Annotated in this window: 14 protein-coding genes; 1 reads left to right on the top strand and 13 read right to left on the bottom strand. The window is 73.4% G+C overall.

What is annotated here, in order from left to right; genetic code table 11:
* Positions 1 to 38 precede the first annotated feature (38 nt).
* Entirely contained in the window at positions 39 to 1,907 is a 1,869-nt protein-coding gene (locus tag AMK29_RS18695; protein WP_073814796.1) for a lectin, read from the bottom strand.
* 304 nt (positions 1,908 to 2,211) lie between these two features.
* On the opposite strand from AMK29_RS18695, the gene AMK29_RS18700 reads away from it, so the two are divergent.
* Positions 2,212 to 3,222, top strand: a complete 1,011-nt coding sequence (locus AMK29_RS18700) for a LacI family DNA-binding transcriptional regulator (RefSeq protein ID WP_073814285.1) — start codon at positions 2,212 to 2,214, stop codon at positions 3,220 to 3,222.
* Between the two features lie 181 nt (positions 3,223 to 3,403).
* On the opposite strand, the gene AMK29_RS37655 is transcribed toward AMK29_RS18700, so the two are convergent.
* From AMK29_RS37655 to AMK29_RS18765, 12 genes are all read right to left on the bottom strand, one after another.
* A complete protein-coding gene (locus AMK29_RS37655) occupies positions 3,404 to 4,600 on the bottom strand; it encodes an NADase-type glycan-binding domain-containing protein (protein WP_158071327.1) in 1,197 nt (398 codons plus the stop codon).
* 5 nt (positions 4,601 to 4,605) lie between these two features.
* Positions 4,606 to 5,175, bottom strand: a complete 570-nt coding sequence (locus AMK29_RS18715) for a phage tail protein (RefSeq protein WP_073814291.1) — start codon at positions 5,173 to 5,175, stop codon at positions 4,606 to 4,608.
* Positions 5,172 to 7,157 (bottom strand): putative baseplate assembly protein, encoded by a 1,986-nt coding sequence (locus tag AMK29_RS18720; protein WP_073814293.1) that lies wholly within the window; start codon positions 7,155 to 7,157, stop codon positions 5,172 to 5,174. Before AMK29_RS18720 ends, AMK29_RS18715 begins: the two co-directional genes overlap by 4 nt.
* A gap of 10 nt (positions 7,158 to 7,167) precedes the next feature.
* Positions 7,168 to 7,566, bottom strand: a complete 399-nt coding sequence (locus AMK29_RS18725) for a GPW/gp25 family protein (protein WP_073814295.1) — start codon at positions 7,564 to 7,566, stop codon at positions 7,168 to 7,170.
* Between the two features lie 28 nt (positions 7,567 to 7,594).
* Positions 7,595 to 9,409 carry a VgrG-related protein gene (locus AMK29_RS18730; protein WP_073814297.1) on the bottom strand — a complete coding sequence of 605 codons (1,815 nt, stop codon included), beginning with the start codon at positions 9,407 to 9,409 and terminating at the stop codon, positions 7,595 to 7,597.
* On the bottom strand, positions 9,406 to 10,146 hold the full coding sequence (locus AMK29_RS18735) for a CIS tube protein (RefSeq protein ID WP_073814299.1): 741 nt from the start codon (positions 10,144 to 10,146) through the stop codon (positions 9,406 to 9,408). The genes AMK29_RS18730 and AMK29_RS18735 overlap by 4 nt, the downstream gene beginning before the upstream one ends.
* A 1-nt stretch (position 10,147) precedes the next feature.
* Entirely contained in the window at positions 10,148 to 10,585 is a 438-nt protein-coding gene (locus AMK29_RS18740; RefSeq protein WP_073814301.1) for a phage tail protein, read from the bottom strand.
* 62 nt (positions 10,586 to 10,647) lie between these two features.
* The gene (locus AMK29_RS18745; RefSeq protein ID WP_073814303.1) at positions 10,648 to 11,280 is read right to left on the bottom strand and encodes a hypothetical protein; all 633 of its coding nucleotides are present in this window, start codon (positions 11,278 to 11,280) and stop codon (positions 10,648 to 10,650) included.
* A 2,286-nt stretch (positions 11,281 to 13,566) separates the two neighbouring features.
* Positions 13,567 to 13,719 (bottom strand): DUF6760 family protein, encoded by a 153-nt coding sequence (locus tag AMK29_RS36730; RefSeq protein ID WP_198942277.1) that lies wholly within the window; start codon positions 13,717 to 13,719, stop codon positions 13,567 to 13,569.
* Positions 13,716 to 14,138: a hypothetical protein gene (locus tag AMK29_RS18755; protein ID WP_073814306.1), complete on the bottom strand. Its 423-nt coding sequence runs from the start codon at positions 14,136 to 14,138 to the stop codon at positions 13,716 to 13,718. The genes AMK29_RS36730 and AMK29_RS18755 overlap by 4 nt, the downstream gene beginning before the upstream one ends.
* Positions 14,138 to 14,581: a phage tail protein gene (locus AMK29_RS18760; RefSeq protein WP_073814308.1), complete on the bottom strand. Its 444-nt coding sequence runs from the start codon at positions 14,579 to 14,581 to the stop codon at positions 14,138 to 14,140. The genes AMK29_RS18755 and AMK29_RS18760 overlap by 1 nt, the downstream gene beginning before the upstream one ends.
* Positions 14,582 to 14,672: 91 nt before the next feature.
* On the bottom strand, positions 14,673 to 16,256 hold the full coding sequence (locus tag AMK29_RS18765; protein WP_073814310.1) for a phage tail sheath family protein: 1,584 nt from the start codon (positions 16,254 to 16,256) through the stop codon (positions 14,673 to 14,675).
* Positions 16,257 to 16,456 lie beyond the last annotated feature (200 nt).

The following is a 16,456-nucleotide window of genomic DNA, read 5'->3' on the forward strand; positions in this document are numbered from 1 at the left end:
TGGGGTCGGGGACGGACGGGTGCGGAGAGGGCCGCGGATCAGGCCGGGGTGTGGGTCCACTTCTGGTTGGCCCCGCCGGTGCAGGTCCAGATCTGCGCGCGGGTCCCGTCGGCGGAGGAGTTGCCGGTGATGTCCAGGCACTTGTTCGCGCCCGTGTTGACGACGTCGTGCGTGGCGGCGTCATAGGTCCAGCGCTGCGCCGCGGTGCCGTTGCAGCTGTACAGCTGGACCTGGGCGCCGTCGGCCGTCGCACCACCCGTGACGTCCAGGCACTTGCCGAGCGCCCGGACGCTGCCGTCGGCGGCGAGCGTCCAGCGCTGCGCGGCGGTGCCGTTGCAGCCGTACAGCTGGACGGGCGTGCCGTCGGCGGTGGCGCCGCCGGCCACGTCGAGGCACTTCCCGGCCAGACCGGTCAGCGGGCCGGCTCCGGTCCCGCCGCCGGGCGTCCCCGCCCAGGTGAAGGTCGCGGTGGTCCGGGCGGGCAGCGTGTACGTGAAGGACTGGCCGCCCCAGTCGACCCGGACGGACTGGGCGGACGTGCCGCCGTTGTGGGCGATCAGCGCCTTGGAGCCGTCGGGGTTGCGCCAGGCCACGTTCTGGACCGTGCCGTTGGCGGTGGAGGCGATGCGGTACGCCCCGGGCCTGACGAACTTGGTGAGGTGGCCCGTCGTGTAGTACTCGATCGTGTAGTCGACCTGTCCGGCGCGGGCGCCGCCCTCCTGCACGGTGATGAGACCGGTGCAGGTGCCGCAGCCGCCGTTGTGCGGGCCCATGTTCTGGTTGAGCCCGAGGCTCCACTTGACCAGGCTGCCGCTCCAGTTGCGGGCGTAGTCGACGATGTCCTTGAGGTCCTCGTTGTGCTGGTTCGCGATCCAGGTGCCGCCCGAGTGCTCGGTGCTGAACTGCTTGACCGCCGGGTACTGCTGGTGGACCTGGGTGCCGACGGCCGGGTCGCCGAAGTAGCCGTGCCAGGCGATGCCGCCGAACAGGGGGTCGTTGCGCACGCCCGCGTCGCCGAGGATCCCGGCGCCGAAGTTCGCGTAGTCGCCGTAGTTCCAGTCGTGCACGAGGACCTTGGTGGTGAGGCCGGCGGCCCGGAAGGCCGGGTAGACGTGGTTCTTGGTGAACTCGACGAGCCCGGCCGGGTTCCAGCTCATGCCCGGGTAGTTCATGGCGGTGGGGTTGCCGGCCTGGCAGCAGTTCGGCTCGTTCTGCACGGAGACGTAGTCGACCTTCACCCCGGCCGCCTGGTAGCTCTGCACGTACTTGACCAGGTACTGGGCGTACAGCGGGTAGTACTCCGCCTTCAGCCAGCCCATCTGGTCCATGCGGCCGTTGTCCTTCATCCAGCCGGGGGCGCTCCAGGGCACGCCCTTCACCCGCAGCGCCGGGTTGAGTTGCTTCGCCTGTGCGGTCAGCAGCCGGACGTTCGTGTCGTAGCCGTTGGTTCCGAAGTCGTTCAGGTCGCAACAGGTGTCGTCGAGGGAGACGTTCCCCGGGCGGGAGAGGTCCGAGGCGCCGATGGGGTTGCGGACGAAGGACAGGCCGATGCCCTCGGTCGGCGAGAAGAGCTTGCGCATCACCTCGTCGCGGGTCGCGGCGCTGACGGCGCCCCCGCGCAGCAGATGGGCGGTCGTGTCGGTGATCGACGCGCCGCCGCCCTCGAACTGCTGGTAGGTGGTGCCCTCGTCGACGGTGATCGTGTGGGTGGCGGCGCCGCCGGCCGGGCCGAACGCGAGGGGCGCCTGCGGGGCCAGACCACGGGTGACGGTACGGCCGCCGGAGTCGGACGTGGTGGTGAGCCAGACGTCGACCCGCTCACCGGCCGCCTGCGCGGTGCCGGGCCCGGTCAGGACCAGGCTGCCGGCGACGAGGGCGCCCGCCGTGAGTGCGGTGAGGGGCCGCAGGCGGCGGGGCCGGGTGTGCGGGGTGGTTTCTCCTCGCGGCTTTCGCCCTCCGCCGCGGAGGTACGTCAGCCCACGCCTAAGTGTGTAATGCACCTGACAAGCCTTTCGCCGTTTCGTGGTGCCACGGATCACGGACCACACCAGCAAGCCTTTTATCAAGTCCTGAAGTTATGAGGTGCCCCTGAGGCCGTCAACCCTTCGGGAAGAGAAGGCAAGGGCCCACCGCTCAACAGGTGCGCGCACCACTCACAAGGAGGGAGAATCCACGCAAATCGCTTGCACGGCTTGCGATACTCTTGCGTTCATGACGCGACGACTCGCTCAAGTGGCCAAGAAGGTGGGAGTCAGCGAGGCGACGGTCAGCCGTGTGCTCAACGGCAAACCCGGTGTCTCCGAGGCGACACGGCAGTCCGTGCTCACCGCCCTCGACGTGCTCGGCTACGAGCGGCCCACACAACTGCGCGGCGAGCGCGCGCGCCTGGTCGGTCTGGTGCTGCCGGAGCTGCAGAACCCCATCTTCCCCGCGTTCGCCGAGGTGATCGGCGGCGCCCTCGCGCAGCAGGGCCTCACCCCGGTGCTGTGCACCCAGACCAAGGGCGGCGTCTCCGAGGCGGACTACGTGGACCTCCTCCTCCAGCAGCAGGTGTCCGGTGTCGTCTTCGCCGGCGGCCTGTTCGCGCAGGCCGACGCGCCGCACGACCACTATCACCAGCTGGCCGAGCGCAACATCCCGGTCGTCCTGATCAACGCCTCCATCAAGGGGCTCGACTTCCCCTGCGTCTCCTGCGACGACGCCGTCGCCGTCGAGCAGGCCTGGCGCCACCTCGCCTCCCTCGGGCACGAGCGGATCGGCCTCGTCCTCGGCCCCGAGGACCACGTCCCCTCGCGCCGCAAGCTCGAAGCGGCCCGCGCCGTGGCCGAGGCCGCGGGCCGGACGCTGCCGGACGAGCACGTCGTACGGTCGATCTTCTCGCTCGAAGGAGGTCAGGCCGCGGCCACCCGCCTCCTGGAGCGGGGCGTCACCGGGATCGTCTGCGCCAGCGACCCCCTCGCCCTCGGCGCCATCAGGGCCGCGCGTCGCCGCGGACTCGCGGTCCCCGCGCAGGTGTCCGTCGTCGGCTTCGACGACTCCGCCTTCATGAACTGCACCGAGCCGCCGCTCTCCACCGTGCGCCAGCCCATCGAGGCGATGGGGCGGGCCGCCGTCGAACTGCTCTGCGCCCAGATCCAGGGCACGCGGACGGACCCCGGCGAACTCCTCTTCGAGCCCGAACTCGTGGTGCGCGGGTCGACGGCGCCGCCGCAGACCGCCTGACCGCTTCCGACGCTCCACCGCGCCGCCCGCTCGCCGCACCAGCGCGCCCCGGGCGGCGCAAAGGATTGACGGGGACGCTCAAGAAGTCCGGATCTCCTCGTCATCGAGCGCGCTGCGGCGGGCTCCCGGTGACCTTCCGCAGGTGTGCCGGCCCGGCCGTCACCGCTCCCCGTCAGGTACCTCAGGACACGGACCTGCCGAAGAACTCCAGTTCCGCGACGGCCACCTGCTTCCGCGGGTCGGCCCGCCACGCCGTCCGCAGCACCAGCTGCACCGACAGCGCGTCACGCACCCGCACGTCGACCCGCTGGGTACCGCCGTCGTTGATGCGGTGCCGCGAGACCCGCGTCTCGCCCGAGGAGTCCCTCACCACGAGGTCGAAGGTGCGCGGGGTCGCCTGCCCGTCCGCCTGGGTGGTGTTCTTCGAACTGCCGGGAGTGATCAGGACGCTCAGCAGATCGGTCGGCTCGGCGAAGCGGGCCTCCAGGTACTGTCCGGCCGAGTCTCCCGCGTACCCCGTGCCCCACCAGGTGTTGGAGTACCCGTCGCCCACCATGTTCGGACCCTGCCTCGGCGCCGAGTGAGAGGCAGCCCAGGCCACCGGGTGCACCGGGACACGGGTGGCGAAGTGGTCCTGGACCGCGCGGACGGCGGGCGGACCGCCGACGGCGCCGCCGACCACCACCGCCACGACCGCCGTGGCGACCAGGGCGCGGACGACCCAGCGGCTCCGGTCACGGGCCAGGCCCGGACGCCGGCCCGCGTACGGCCCCTCGACCGTGGAGAGCCGCTCCGGGACCATGGGGGTCGCGCAGAAGCGGCAGAAGTGACGGCCCGGGGTGTTGGCGAGCGCACACGCCGGGCACGGGGTGCCGCCCGCGACCGGTGCGGGCGCCTCGGCCGCCCGGACCGCGGGACGCGCCGACTCGGGCCGCGCGGGCAGCACGGGCGCGGCGACGGCCGGCTCCCCGGCCCTGCTCCCCGGGACCGGGACGAGCAGCGAGCGTACGAGCGTGTCCGAGGGCCCGTCCACCGCGGTGGGCGCCTCCGAGGACGGGTCCACCGCGGGCAACGGCGCGGTCACCTCCTCGGGATCGGTTACGGAGTCGTCCGATGCCGCCGGTGGAGCTGTTTCCGACGCCGGTCCGGCCGCCGCCGGGGTCGCCTCCGCCGGGGCGGACGACGGCTCGGGTCGGGGCGCGGCGGCCGGCGCCTCCGGGGCCGCCGTGTCCGCCTCGGGCGGGTTCCCCCCGGCCGGAGCGCCGGCCGGCGTGTCCCAGCGCAGGAACGCTCCGCAACTGTCACAGAACGACTGGTCCGACGTACGCACCGGGCTCGCGCAGTCCGGGCAGGGACGGAACTGGGGCGCGTCACTCATCAGGGTCAAGCTCCTTCGGATGTACGGGAAGTGGTCACCGACACCGTGAACGGCAGGTGCGCGGGGCGGGCCGCGGCCACGACCGCGCGCAGTCGGTGCGGATCCACGGCGGACGGGTCGGCGACCCGGAGAACGACACGCAGCCCGGCCACGGGCGTCCCCGGGAACGGACCGAGCGGCCCGGCGGACCAGCTCGCACCCCCGCTCTCGGTGATCTCCGGGGGGACCCCGAAGGCCAGCCGGACCGCCGCCGCGAGGCCCTGCCGGGTGCCGCGGACCCGGTGCAGCGCCACGGCCGACGCGACCGCGTGCCGCCGCAGCGGAAGCGGCTCGTCGCCGTCGAGCTCGGCCCCGACCCAGGTCGCGAGGTAGTCCACGAAGTCGGCAGGGGCGAGCGCAGGCGAGAAGTACGCCTCCAACGAGTCCAGCACGGTGAACAGAGGGGCGAGGACGACATCGAGACCGGACACGAACCGCTGCCCGAAGTCGTCCTCCGCGTAGACCGCGGGCAGCGCCGCCCCCAGCGGGTACGGCGTCGCCAGCCCGGGGACCGTGCCCCGCGCCGACCCGCTCACCGCGCCTCGATCACACGGACACGGTGGTCGAACGGGAACAGCAGCGCCGAGGGCGACAGCTCGATCCGGTCCGTCGTCTCACCCCTGCGCCCGGTCAGGGGGTCCGCCGGATGCAGCAGCACCTCGTCCACCAGCTCCACCCCCGGCACCCGCTGGAGCGCGGCGAAGACCTCCCCGGCCCGCAGCGGACGCCCGAACGGCCATCCCTCACCGTGCGTCCCGCCCCTCAGCGGATCCAGGTACGCGTACAGCACGTCCAGCGCCTCGGCGCGCACCCGCTCGGCCTCCGCGGCCCGGAAGGAGTGCAGCGTCGCCACCACCGTCACCCCCTGGTAGAACGGCGGCCCGACCGCGAGCCGGGTGCCCAGCGGACGCCGCTCGTCCAGGAAGCCGGTCACCCGGGACAGCAGCTCCTCGCCCGGGACGAGTTGCTCGAACCGCAGCCGTCCGCCCCGGTCCGGCACCGCCTGCGGCACCACCAGGACCCGGACCGCGTTCTCGCCCGCCTCGGCCGCGTCCGCCGCGAGACAGGAGATCCTCGCCGCCTCGGGCGCCGCCCGGTGCGCCAGCTCCTCGTAGTCCCTGGCGGTGACCGCCCGCTCCTGGGCCCGCAGGCTGACGGGCGCCCGGGACTTCGCCTCCTCGACGGTCTCCCCGTCGACCCCGCCCCGCGCCGCCTCACGGTTCTCCACCCGCGCGATGTACGGGATGGAACTGCGCAGCACGGTGATCGTGGAGCGGGCCACATTGCCCGCCCGGCCGCCTCCCGTGCCGTACCGCACCGCGCGGATCGCCGCGCCCTTCGGCGGCACCGCCCCGAACTGCCGCAGGGTGCCGTCCGGTTGGCGCACGCACGGACCGAAGGCGATCTCCCCGGTGGTCGCGTCCAGGGTGACATGCCGGTCCCCGGGGCGTGACGAGGCGAAGTCACGGACGACGCTCCACTCCTGCCAGCCGGCCTCGTCGTCCTCGTCCGCGCCGCCGTCCGCACGCTCGGCGACCTGGAGCAGCAGCGGCGGACGGTCCACGACCGGCGCGTGCGCGAGCCGCACCCGCTGCCCGGCCACGCCCTCGGACTCGCCGAGCGATTCGTCGCGCACCGTCTCGGCGTGCGCCGCGCGGACCGTGCCGCCGATGGTGAACGCACCCGCGGCCCGTACCGTCGGCGACTCGCTGTACGACGGCAGGCCCTCGGCGGGCTCCACGACCCGGCACCGCACCCAGCCCGCCTCATGCCCGCCGAGCCGCGACACCGCGTGCCCGGACGGCAGGTGCAGCACCACCTCACCCGGCCGGTTCAGCCCGCCCGTGCTGTCCTCGTCGACCTCGCACGCCACCCAGCCCTCGGCCGCCGTCCACGCCTCCCACACCAGCGGCGGCCTGCGCGGGTCCACGCCGACGCCGTCCACCCGGCTGTCGAGGTCGAGGACGAGCAGGCAGTCCGGCACGGCGGCGGAGAGACCGAACAGCAGCAGATCACCGACGCGCGGCGACGGCGAGAAGGCCGGTACGTCCTCGCCGCCGAGCAGATCCTGGGAACGGTCCTCCGGCGTGCCCCCGGCCTCCTGGCGGACGAGGTGCGTCAACGTGCAGGGCACGACGGTCAGATCGGCGGTGGTCGCGAACACCACCGCCTCCTCCGTCTCCGTACGCCCGGTGGACACCTCCGTCCCGGTGGGCAGCACCACCGGCTCCGGCTGCGGCGCGGACAGCCGGAAGGTGATCTCGGCCCGGGCGGCGGCGGGCGGGAACAGGGTCACGCCGAGCAGGTCGAGGAAGGCCAGATGGTTCTTCTCCGGGACCCGGTTGAGGCGGTAGACGAGCTGGTCCGCCATGTGCGCGACCGCTTCGACCAGGGTGACGCCCGGATCGGAGACGTTGTGGTCGGTCCACTCGGGGCACGCCTGCTGGATGTAGCGCTTGGCGTCGTCGACGAACTGCTGGAAGCGCCGGTCGTCGAGATGGGGTGCGGGCAGGGCCATGGCGGCTCTTTCAGTCCTCGGAGGGGATGACGTAGAAGGGGAAGACGAGGTTGCGGGGGTTGTTGGCGCCGCGCACCCGGTAACGGACGTCGATGTACAGCGTGGTCGGCTCACCCGGCGCGGGGGAGACCGTGACCTCCTCCACGTCGACGCGCGGCTCCCAGCGGTCGAGCGACGACATCACCTCGTACCGGACCCGGCCCATCGTCGCGTCGTTGACCGGGGCGAACACCAACTCGTGCACCGCGCAGCCGAACTCGGGACGCATCGGGCGCTCGCCCGGCGCCGTGGCCAGCACCAGCCGCATCGACTCCTCGATCTCGCGGTCGCGCCGGACGAGCGCGATGGCACCGCTCGGGCCGGTCCGCAGCGGGAAGGCCCAGCCCGCGCCGACGAAATGCTCACTCAACGGAGGTTCCTCCTTGTCCTCTGCGTCCTCAGAACGGCAGGTTCGCCGCGACGGGGTTGGGCATCGGGACGGTCGACGTGACGAACACCGGGGCGTTGACCACGGCCTGGGTCAGCGCCGAGACCTTGAACTTCGCCCCGGCCTTGATGTCCACGCCGAGCCCCGCGTCCAGCTTGATCCGCCCCTTCGCGGAGAGCGTCAGATCGGTCCCCGACTCCACCGTGACCCCCCGGGCCCCCGTGATCGTGACCGTTCCGTCGCTGTCGATGGTCAGCGTCGTACGGGCCTCGTTCAGCTCCACGCTCAGCCCGCCCTTCGCGGTACGCAGCCGGATGCCGTGCGAGGCACGCGTCCGGCCGCCTTCCTCCCGCAGCTCCACGGTGTGACCGGTGCGCGAGGTCAGCGCACGCCACTGGACCCGCCCGCTGGTGGGATCGACGGGCGCGACCCGGTCGGTCGCCGGCGTGTGCCGGTCGACGCCGTTGTACAGACCGGCGAGGACGTACGGATGCTCCAGGGAACCCCGGTCGAAGGCGCACAGCACCTCGTCGTCCACCTCCGGCAGGACGAGCCCGCCACCACCGCGCCCACCGAGCTGGGCGACGCGGCACCAACCGCTCTCGTACGTCGCCGAAAGCCACGGGAAGCGCAGCCTGACCCGGCCCATCGCGAGCGGGTCCTTGGTGTTGGTGACGAGCGCGACCGCGACGCCGGGCATCGGCGGCGCCGCCTCGCCGCCGCCCGAAGCCGTCCCGTACAGCGAACGGAACTGCCGGCCGGACACCGTCAGCCAGGTCGCGAACTGCCGCCCCGAGGCGAAGACATGACGCACCCCGGTGGCGGTGTACCGGCCCTCGAACGGAAAACCCGCACCCTTCACGGCCACCGGCTGCCCCGGCTTCAGTGCCGGATTGCCGGTGACGGCGACCTCCAGCTCCGCGAACGACCCGGTGACGTCGTCAGCGAGCGCCGCGGCCGCCTGCGTCACCTCCGACTGGGTCGTGAACGGCGTGTCCGTCGCCGCCAGCTCGGCCGGACCGAACGGAGCGGACAACTGCGCCGGCGTGATGTCGGAGACGATCTCCTTGCTCGCGACGGCGGGCGTCGGAGAGGACAGCGCCTGCTTGGTACGGGGATCCCAGCCCCGCACGTCGACCTTGCCGACCTGCCCGGCGGCCGTCACCGACACCCGGCTCTGCAGGGTGTTGCTGCCGAAGTCCAGGACGTACGGGCTGACCGCCGCCGGCGTGGTGTCGGCGGGCGCCGAGGAGGCCGCGGGCAGCGCCGCGAACACCAGCCTGCCCGCCGGGTCGAGCGAGAGCCGGACGTCGTTCTCCCTCGCGAGCCGGGACAGGAAGTCCCAGTCCGTGATGTTGGGCTGGGTGGCCAGCTCGTACACGGTGGGCGTCGCGTCGACCCGGCCGAGCGGGATGCGGTTGAGCGCGGCGAGCTTCCGCACGATGTCGGAGGCCGTCATGTTCGGATAACCCTCGACGCGCCGGCTGCGCAGCAGCCGATGTCCCGGGTCGTAACCGCGCACGATCAGATACCGGCCGTGGCCCGGCGCCGCGTCCACCTCGACGGCGGTCACCTCACCGGTGAGCATGGGCTCCCCGAGCTTGCCGTCGGTGAACGGGGACAGCACCGCCATGGCGCCGACCCTCAGGAACGGGAACAGAGCGGTGAGGGTGCCGTCCTTGTCGCTGAAGGTCAGCTGGAAGGCGGACGGCACGTTGACGCTGGCGTCCACCCAGCCCTCGGTCAGGCGGACCGCGAGCGGGTCCGGTAGCGGCGTGCCGTCGAGCTGCACGTGGAGGACGGTGGTGAAGGTCTTCTCGCTCATGAGGCGCCCTCGGTCTCCGGCGTTTCGGTGGTGGACGGGAGCAGCAGTTCCGTGCCCGGCCGCAGCCGCATCGGGTCGTCGATGCGGTTGGCCTCGGCGATGACGCGCCAGCGCGTCGCGTCGCCGTACTCCCGCCAGGCGAGGGAGGCGAGCGAGTCCCCGGCGACCGTCCGGTGCACCCGGCGGGCGGAGAGCGCACCGGAGGTCGGGTTCTGCTTCTTGGTCGCGCTGGAGATCTCGGTGAGCGCCAGCGAGCAGGTGGCCCGGATCGGCATGCCACTGGGACTGAACAGGGTGTACGTCGCCGAGACCGAGGTGACGTACGCGACGAACTGCACCGTCGAGAACGAACCCCAGGTGAACTGCACCCACGGCGGCGACGGCGCCTTCGCGCCGATGCTCTGCTGGGTCACCTCGCAACACGAGAGCAGCAGCTCCACCTGCTGCTTCACGTCGTTGGACGAGGGATCGCCGGACCGGTCGAGGAAGACCTCGAGCTGCAGCTGGGCCGGCTGGCTGCCGGTGAACTTCGGCGGCGCGCCCCGGTCGTACGCCACGGCCTGCTCGGTGAACCAGCTCGCGGACCGACTCAGCTGGAGCTGGTCCGGGTTGAACTCGAACCGCACCTCGCCGAGCTTGCCGCCGTAGTTGCTCGACAGGTCCGTGGGCGGCTGGTGGATGGCGAGCGACGCACGGGACAGCCCGCTGGCGACCAGGCCGCCGAACGACGGTGCCATCTCAGGAACCCCCCGCGTCGGTGAAGCCGTGGTGCGCGATCTCCAGGGTCTCGGTCGCGACGGCCGGACTGGCCGGGTCCAGAGTCGGCCCCGTCCACCGGACCGGCAGCACCTCGACCAGACCCCACTGCGCCACGACCGACCCGTCCGCGCGCAGCGCCGCGATCTGCGCCGTCGGCCGGGTGATGCCGGTGGCCAGCGACGAGACCCAGGCGGCGACCTTCGCGGTGTCCGGGGTCAGGGGGCGGGTGAGACGGATCGTGGAGAAGGTGACACGGGTGGGGAGCTGCCAGACGAAGCCGTTGTTCCCGCCTTCCCGACGCTGCTCCACCTCCACCTCGGAGGAGAGACCGTCACAGCTGTTGAACAGGCCGAGGTCCTGGCCGTCGATGCTGAGCTTGAAGAAGACGGTCGAAGCGGGGTCCGGCTGCTGGGGCATGGTGAAGGGTCTCTCGGATAGTCGGGTGGGGCGGGTCGGTCGCGGAGCCGGCGTGCGGCCGGTCAGCGGCCGTGGTCGCGCAGGCGGCCCACCCGCTCACGGTCGGCGCGCAGCTCGGCGCGCAGCAGCCGTGAGAGCGGGGTGACGAGCCGACGGGCCAACTCGTCCAGCTGACCGGGTGATGCGGAACCGGAGTCGGAGCCGGTGGCCGTGGTACGCGGTTCGGCCGTGCGTTGTACGGCGGTCCGGGTCACCGTGGTGGCGGCGCGAGGGGCGTGCGGGGCGGCGCTCCGCCGGAGCGGGGCGGCCACGACGGGGACCACGGGCGCGGGCGCCGGGACCGCCTCGGGAGCGGCCTGACGCTGGACGGCGACCGGCCGGGCGACGGGCCGTGCGGCGGAGGTAGGGGCGAGGGGGACGACGGGGCGCGGGCCGGGGGCGGGGTCGGGCACCGGCCTGGAGAGGGGTGCGGCGGGCGGGGCGGTGTCGTCGGCGGTACGAGGGCGGGCGGGGGCGCTCGCGGTGCCCGGCAGGCGCGGCGTGAGCGGCCGCGTCGTGGCAAGCGGATACGTGCTGCGCCGCTGCACGGAGGGAGCGGTGGCGCGGGGCAGGTCGGTGAGGGCGACGACGGGGGCGGGCGTGTTCGAGGGGGGCGCTGATGCGCTCGCGGCTCGGCCGGGCTTGCCCGTGACCAACGGCGGAGCGACACCAGGTGTGGGCGTGACGGGCGCTGGGGTGCCACCAGGGGTGGCCGTACCCGGCGCTTGGGCGCCACCCGGGGTGGCCGTGCCCGGCGCTTGGGCGCCATTCGGTGCGGTGGTGGCCCGCTGCGCGACGGGAAGCGGTACGGGTGCTGTGGGCCCGGTGGACGCCGGGGCGGGGTGGTGCGGCACGGCCGACGACGACACGGGGCTCGCCGGGGGCGTGGAGGCCTGCTGGACCCGTGCCGGCTCGGTGCCGCCGGCGACGGGGGCAGTCGGTGGCGTCGGCACGGAGGTCTCCAGGGGCGCGGCGGTGCGCGTGACGGGCGGCCCGATCGGGGACCGGCGCGGAGCGGGGTTCGCACGCCGGGCGGGCCCGTCGGCGGCCGATCGCTGCACGGGGGCGCCGAGGCCCGGCCGAGCCGGGGGAGTCGGGGCGGTGGCCCGAGCGCTCATGGGCGCCGGGGCCGCCGCCGGTGAGGGGCGCCCAGGGGAGACCGGACGGTCCGGCGGTGCCGGGCGCGTCCCGGGTGCGGGGGTCGCCGTGTCCACCTGCGCTGGGGCCGGCGGGATGTGGGCTTGCGGCTTGGGCGGCACCGGGGCCGAGGGCGTGTCCGCCTGAGGCTGCGGTGCCACGGGGGCCGCCGTCGTGTTCCAGTCGGCGCCGGGGGCGCGCCGCGAGCGGCGCACGGCGGGACGGCGCTGTACGGGAGCGGGCGGGGTGCCGACGGAAGGAGTGCTGACGGGAGGAGTGCCGACGGGAGTCCCGGGCCCCGCGGGGGAAGCAGGGCCCGGGACGTTCTGGGGCCGCCCGGCAGCCGAGGGCTCCGGGGCGGCGCTGAGGGGCGGAGCCGTCGGCGCCACGCCGTGCTCGGGCGCGTCCGTAGCCGTCGCCATGGTGCGACTCGGCAACGCGGCACCGGCCGGAGCCAGTCGGCGCATCGGTTGTACGGGCCGGGCGGAGACCAGCGGCGAACGGCGCACGGGCAGGGGTCGCACGGACGGGGCGGGCGACGATGTCACGGCCCCCGCCTCGAGCACGCGCGTTGCTGCGATCGGGGCCGCTTCCGCCCCGGCCGCACGACGGATCACCCCGGGGGCCCTCGGGGCGCGCGGCACCACGCCACCCGGCGCGGCAGCGACGGAAGCCGCACGCTGCACGCGAGGGACGGTCCCGGTCGGTCGCGGCGTGGCGGCCTCGTCCCGTACGGGAGTAGGCGCGGCCGCACGCTGCACGGCGGGCGCGGCCTGGTCCCGTACGGGAGCGGGGGAGGCCGCCCGCTCCACGGGAGGTGCGGTCTCGGTCGGTCGTAGTGCCGTGGCCTTGTCCCGTACGGGAGTAGGCGCGGCCGCACGCTGCACGGGAGGTGCGGTCTCGGTCGGTCGCGGTGCCGCACCCTTGTCCCGTACGGGTGTCGGGGAAGCCGGGCGCTCCACGGCAGGCGCGACCTCGGCCGGTTCGGGCGCCGAGGCCCCGCCCCGTACCGGAGCGGCCGAAGCCTTACCCCGTACCGGAGCAGGGGAGGCCCCATCCCGTACGGGAGCCGTGGTCCCGCTCGGTCCCGAAGGCGCGGTCTCGCCCCGTGCTGGAGCCGCCACCTCGCCCCGTACCGCAACCGCCTCCGCGGTCCGTCCGGTAGGAGCCGTGGCCGTCCGCTGGACCGCTGACGTGGTGGCGCCACGACGCCCGTCCTCCGAGTCCACCGAGCCGCTCGCGCGGCCCGGAGGCAGGCTCGCGGGCGCCGCGGGTGTCGGCCCCGACGCCGGTCGCGGCGACCGCCGCGACACCGGTGCCGAGTCGGAAGACCCCCGAGCCGGCGCCGGCCGAGAAGCCGACCCCGACGCAGTCCCCGACTCAGGCCCTGACACAGGCCCCGCCACCGGCTCCGCGTTCACGGTCCCGGCCACCGGCAGTCGCAGCCCCGGCAGTTCGGCCGCTCCGGGTTCCGCGGCCGACCTTTGCACGGGGCGTACCGCGTCGAGGAGTACGCCACCGGGCGCGTCAGGTACCGCCCCGTGGCCCAAGTCGCTCTGGAAGGAGGGGTTCCAGTGGGTCGCGAGCGACGCGGCGAAGCCGTGTTCCGCGATCGTGCGCGGCTCGGCGTCCAGCACCCGCCGCACGGGCGGCAGACCCCGCCACGCGTCTCTGGGCGCCGCCGCCGGCGCGGCGGGAGTGACAACACCGTCCGTGTCGCTCCCGGCCCGCGCACCGCGTGCCGCGGCCCGCCACTTCTCGAACATCCCCACCGTCTCCTCCGACCTCCTCTCCCTGCCCTGCCGTCATGCCTGCGACCGCTCCACCAGCGCCGCCACCTGTGCCACGTACCGCCGCCGGTCCGCGTGTTCCAGATCGAGGATGTCGTCCATGCCCCAGTGGAAGTGGAAGGCGAGGTACGCGGTCTCCTCCTCGATCCGGTCGGCCGCGTACGTCACGATTCCCCCAGGCGGCTCCCGGCCAGCTCGACCTCGAAGGACTCCTCGCAGTGCGGGCACGCGACGGCGGCCCTGGTGTGGCCCTCCGCGTTGATCTGCCGGTAGAAGTCCTGGAGGAACGCCAGGTCGGAGGCGAACATGTTCTCCACCGTCCCGTCGTGGACCGACGGCAGCGTGCCGAGGCGGGTGATCACCCGGCCGAGCAGCACCACGGACAGGTAGGCCGGGTTCTCACGGACCCGGATGTCCCGCAGCGGGAGCAGCTCGTCCCTGGCGGTGGCCAGCCGCATCGCCCCGTTGCGGTGCACCGTGCCCGCCTCGTCGACGAACCCGCGCGGCAGCTCGAACTCGAACTCCGTCCGCAGCGGCTCCTGTCCAAGGCCCTGCGGCCCGCCGGCCGCTCCTCCTTCGCGCCGCATCAGCCGAGCGTCAGCTCTTCGAAGGTGATGGTGACCTGCTCGGTCAGGGCCGCGGCGTCACCGGCCTTGGTGGCGCTGAGCTCCACCTTGGTGCACCAGGCGTTCCGCAGGTTGTACCGCTTCACCTCGGTGAGCTGGTAGTCCAGGAAGATGATCGACGCGTCCTTGCGGGCCGAGCCCATGTCGCCGGCGATGGAGGACGTGATCCACTCGGTGAAGGCGGCGGACTGCGTGGCGCCGCGGGTCACCGTGCACTCACCGGCCTTCTTCACACCGGGGAGCTTCTTGATGATCGGCTTGCCGTCCGCCGAGACCTGCTGGAACTCGATGACGTCCTGCTCCATCGAGAGGCCGCTGATCTCCTGCAGGGTCTCGACCATGACGCCGTCGATCTGCAGGCCGAAATTATGGGTGGTGAGGGCGTCACCGGTGTCGAGGGACATACGGGCCACTCCTGTTCATGAGGAAAGAGGGAAGAGGGAAGGGAGAAGAGGGCGGGGGATACGGGGGCGGTCGCGGCGGACGCGCGGAGGACTACTCCTCCAGCTCGCCGCCGCCACCCGGGAACTGCGCGAGGCGGAAGACCACGAACTCGGCGGGCTTGACCGGGGCGATGCCGATCTCGCACACCACCCGGCCCAGGTCGACGGACTCCGGCGGGTTGGTCTCGGCGTCGCACTTCACGTAGAAGGCGTCCTCGGCGCGCTGGCCGAACAGGGCCCCCTGGCGCCACTCGTTGACGAGGAAGGCCGAGATGTTGCGGCGGATACGGGCCCACAGCGACTGGTCGTTGGGCTCGAAGACGACCCACTGCGTGCCGACGAGGATCGACTCCTCGAGGTAGTTGAAGTAGCGGCGGACGTTCAGGTAGCGCCACGCCGGGTCGGACGCCAGCGTCCGCGCGCCCCACACCCGGATGCCACGGCCCGGGAAGGCGCGGATGCAGTTCACGCCGATCGGGTTGAGCAGGTCCTGCTCGCCGCGCGTGATCTGGAGCTCCAGGTCGACCGCGCCGCGCACGATCTCGTTGGCGGGGGCCTTGTGGACTCCGCGCTCGGAGTCGTTGCGGGCCCAGACGCCGGCCATGTGGCCGGACGGCGGCACCGTGCGGGTCTGGCCGCTCGCCGGGTCGAAGGCCTTGATCCACGGGTAGTACAGGGCCGCGTACCGCGAGTCGTAACCGGCGTTCTCCTGACGCCACTTGCGGACGTCCCGGGCGTTGAGCGAGGGCGGCGGGTCGAGGATCGCCATCCGGTCGCCCATCAGCTCGCAGTGCGCGATGAGACCCAGCTGGACGGCCTTGACCTGCTCCAGGTCGATGAGCCCCTGCTGGTAGGCGGCCATCAGGTCGGGCACGGCGACCATGTTGATCTCGTCGAAGGCCTCCAGGCCTCCGAAGCCGGTGCGGTCGGCGGAGTCACCGATGAACTGCCCGGACTCCAGTGCGGCGGCGACGTCGGCCCCCGCCGAGACCTGCGTCGGCGCCTGCGCGGGCGGCGCGAGCGTCACGGCCTGTGCGTCGGGCCTCGCGAGCTGCCCGCCGGCCACCGCCTCCTCCAGGACGATGGTCTTGGAACGCTGCTTCACCTGCGCGACCACGTAGTTGCGGGCGCTCTTCTTGGCGGAGGCGTCGAAGCTCTCGACGACCTTCTCGCCGTCCTTGACGACCAGCTTGAAGCGCTCGCTCTCGCCCTCGACGTCCTGCACCTCGACGGTGAGCGCCCCACCGGCCTCGGTACCGGCGGTGATCGCGGCGACCCGGAAGGTGCCGAGCGCGACGGCCTCGCCGGCGACGGCCTGCGGCATGGCGACGGCGGTGGCCGAACCGACGGCCCGGGTGGCGCCCTGCGCGTCCCCACCGCCGACGCGCACGACGTACGCGGCGGTGCCGCCGTTGTTGAAGAAGCCGTACACGGAGTGGGCGAGGTAGTACCCGTCCGTGAAGTCACCGAACTCCGCGACGTACTGCGACCAGTTGGTGACGAGCACCGGCTCGTTCAGCGGCCCCGTGGGCGAGAGGCCGACGAAGGCGGCGACGGAGGTCCCGAGGCCCTCGATGGGACGGGAGCCGCTGGCGACTTCCTCGACGTAGACGCCGGGGGACAGGTACGTGGGCATGGTGCGTGTTCTCCTCGGAGGGCGTGGTGCTGCGGAACGCGGTGGTCGTGCGGTGCCGGGGCGGGCCGGAGGCCTTCGGGGCCCGCGGGCCCCGACCGCCCCGCCCCGCGGTGCTGTGGGGCGTCGACTTCATCCCGCTCGTCCCCGCCCTCGGCCGTGGACAGCGGTCGTACGCTTCCGACTCTCGCCCGGACGCCGGC

This window comes from Streptomyces sp. CB02261 (assembly GCF_001905665.1).
Taxonomy (GTDB): domain Bacteria; phylum Actinomycetota; class Actinomycetes; order Streptomycetales; family Streptomycetaceae; genus Streptomyces.